This is a genomic window from Ferruginibacter sp., assembly GCF_031430955.1.
Lineage (GTDB): Bacteria > Bacteroidota > Bacteroidia > Chitinophagales > Chitinophagaceae > Ferruginibacter.
In genome coordinates, this window is the sequence record NZ_JANPCM010000330.1 from 1 (window position 1) to 3,257 (window position 3,257).

General features: G+C 33.2%; 2 protein-coding genes and 1 pseudogene. 1 reads left to right on the forward strand and 2 read right to left on the reverse strand.

Annotated features, from left to right (window positions below):
- Positions 1–713: class I SAM-dependent methyltransferase (locus ACY65O_RS09345; protein WP_462220588.1), on the forward strand; the 713-nt coding region annotated here is incomplete at its 5' end.
- On the opposite strand, the gene ACY65O_RS09350 is transcribed toward ACY65O_RS09345, so the two are convergent.
- Both ACY65O_RS09350 and ACY65O_RS09355 read right to left on the reverse strand, forming a co-directional pair.
- Positions 700–1,641 (reverse strand): hypothetical protein, encoded by a 942-nt coding sequence (locus ACY65O_RS09350; RefSeq protein WP_462220589.1) that lies wholly within the window; start codon positions 1,639–1,641, stop codon positions 700–702. The two genes, ACY65O_RS09345 and ACY65O_RS09350, sit on opposite strands and share 14 nt — an antisense overlap.
- Positions 1,641–3,257: pseudogene (locus tag ACY65O_RS09355) on the reverse strand (hypothetical protein); the annotation flags it as partial. The gene ACY65O_RS09350 and the pseudogene ACY65O_RS09355, both read right to left, overlap by 1 nt.

Here is a 3,257-nt window from a genome sequence, read left to right on the forward strand (position 1 = left end):
AAAAAGTCATGCCTCACGTTCTGCGTTTTGTTATCCTGGCGTTGTTTGCGGCAAGTATTTCGCTGCCAGCTGCAGAAAATGCCCATGCCATAAATGCAAATGAAGTAATTGCCGGTTATTGCGAAAATATATTATTCCCGGCCTGTTTAAGCACTGCAAGAGAAAGACTCATCATTGCATTGCTGAAAAGTGAAATTAAAATCTCTGGTAAAAAAATACTCCACTTTTCTCCCGAAAAAAATATTTATAATTTTATAAAGCAGCATAACGAAGTAGTTACTGCAGATATTGAGCCTTTGTTTTATAAAATTATTGATGACAAAATAAAAAATGAAGATGCTACCCGTTTATCTTTTGCTGATAATAGTTTTGATGTAATTATTGGTAATCATATTCTGGAGCATATTCCAGATGATAAAAAAGCCATGCAGGAAATGTATCGTGTTTTAAAACCCGGTGGCAGGGCAATTTTACAAGTGCCTTATTCAACAACAATTTTAACCACCTTAGAAACTCCTGAAATTAACAATCCTGAAAAACAATCAGCATTGTACGGGCAAAAAGACCATGTGAGAATTTATCAACTGCAGGATTATATAAGCCGGTTACAAAAAGCTGGCTTTAAAGTGGAGGTAATTGATTACAGCAATTTGAATGCGTATTATAAAAACGCTATCCAGCCCAATGAAGTTTTTCTCTCTATTTTGAAATAAGTAATTTATAATGCTGTGGCAGTGGTTTTACCCAACTAAAAGGGAAGGGCAGTTTATTTACATACAAAGTGGTATATGGTTCTATAACTGCTCCAAATTTTTTATAAAAATCAGCAACGCTTTCTGTATCGCTTCCTTCAAAATCGAGTAGTAGATTTTTGTCTGCATGTTCTTGTATAAAACTATCTACCAATAATGCCGAAGCTCCGTATTGTTTACTTTCCGGGGTATTGCCCACCAGCCAGTAATAAGCTCTGTTCTTAAAAAACAAAAAAATGCAGGAAGCTAATAAGTTGCCTTCTTTTGAAAAAACACCGTAGGTTGCGGCATTGTTTTTATACGCTTTGTAAACTTCATACAGTTTTTCAAACAAACCATTTTCTACATTTGTAAATTTCGGAAATTCTTTTTTACAAATAGTTGCAACTTCTTCGAACGGTATATTTTTTTTTACAACACAATTACTTTTAATGGCTTTAACAATATTGCGGTTGATATTTTCTGAATATTTTTGCTGGAGTTGATTGTAAGAATCTGTAAGGTCTAAAACATAATTATTTCTTACAATAATAGTCCCTTTATTAAATAAAATTTTATTGCTGCTGTTAAAACTAATATCCCATATTTTAAATTTATTGGGTATAGCATGGAGAAATGCATTAATGATTTCTGCAGTAACGCCATTGCCAATAACTCCCAATGCAGGCGTAATAGAAGGTTGAAATAAATAATTGATACGGTATTTTTTTCTGCAGGGCAACGGCATTACCATTTGGTAATTATTTAATACCAGTGCATCCCATTGTGGAGCCATGCAATCTAAATAAGTGCTGGCAGCATATAACAAGCCGTTTGCTGCATTATCAATACAGTCATCCCATTTTTTTTTATTTATTTGCTGATGTAAAAGGTATTGTATGCTTTCCATCAAAAGGGAATTTGGGGAATCAATTTCTTCAGCGATAAATTTTGAATATCTATACTAAATGCAATATTTTTTAAAAGCAATTTATCAGGTATGGTTGATTTAAAATAATCTTTGTAAACCCTGCTGTATAAAAGTGGCACGTATATATTTACAACATTTTTAAATAGTGAAAGTTGCAGGCCTGCATCATAAATAAAGCGGCTTGTTGTGGCGTTCTTTTCCCATGCTTCAGCATAAGTACCAACATCAAAAAATACTTTTAGGGGAATTTTTACAGGTAGTATCTGCAATGGGTTAATATTTTTAGGAATGTCGGATGTAATGTTAACAGCGCTGAGCCAGTTATCTGTTTTGCCAATTTTACTGCTTAATAAATCTGTTTTTACTTTAAAGCCTCCATCACGTATCATAATTTGCTGTGATGAAACATTTTGAAATTCATTACGGCCAACAAAATAATTGCTGTAAGTATAATCTTCATAGCCTTTCGGGCCGCTCATATTTAAATGATAAGGGTCAGTTTCAAACTCTTTTAAAAATGTTTTATCGCCTGTGTATAAGAATTTTCCTGCAAAAAACCGTAAGTTCATTCCGCCGCCTTTTGCATAATTAAAATAATAATTCCCTGTAAAATTTGTTCTTATAAAACCATCACCCTGTTCTGCCTGCAGTACAGCTTTGTAAGGATATAATTTTCTGTTATTTTCTATCACAAACTGCAATTGGTTAATGTACCTTGTTTTATTGGGATAAGTAATTATATCAATTTGCAGTACGGGATCTCTTGAGAAAGATAATTGCTGTTCGGAAATAATAAAAGTTTTCCATTGCAAAAACTTTGTAATGGAACTGCGATGATTTTTATTGGCAAATACAAATTTAAAAGATGGGACAATTTTTGAAAAATTTAAATAATTATTTTTACCTGTAGAATCGCTGTAGCTGTTTGCAGTAAAAGAAGAACCAGCCACAGAAATTTCTGCTTTTTGTCCGTTACTGCCGGGATACCAGCTATAGCCAATTCTGCCAATACCATTTATTTTTTTACTGGCTGCAGCATATAATGGCACTGCAACAAACTGCAATTTTGTTGTGGGTAAAGTATAATTGTGTAATACTACCCCAAGCATAAGTTTATCATAAAAATTTACACCCACGGCAGGAGCGGCAAAAATATAATTATGCTTATCTGTTTCTTTTAAACTAAATAAAGTTGCAAACCGTAAATCTTTTTTTACAGCAGTTTTTGTAACATTACCTTTTTTATTAAGCAAAGAAAAAGTCGCATCTAAATTTTTACCACTCACTTCTTCCAGCACTTTTTTAAAATCTTCCGGGTAAGGATGTTTAAAGCTCCAGCGGCGGTAATATTCTTTCATACAACTGTCGAATACATCCTTGCCTAATTCATTTTCTAATAGCTGCATCCATTGCCCGGTTTTTGTATAAGCAATCATGCCGTAATTAAGTACATTAAATTTTTCAGAAACCGTTTCAATGGGTTGGTCTCTTTCTACATTAATAATAGTTTGTAAAATGGTTTGTTGCAGATCAGCCGGCATTCTCTTTTTTAAAAACCCGGAATTGGATGAAATGTAATAGGAGGTGTTTTTGTA

Excerpts from the sequence above, each read along its gene's own strand:
- ACY65O_RS09350 (WP_462220589.1), bottom strand. The coding sequence starts at position 1,641 with ATGGAAAGCATACAATACCTTTTACATCAGCAAATAAATAAAAAAAAA.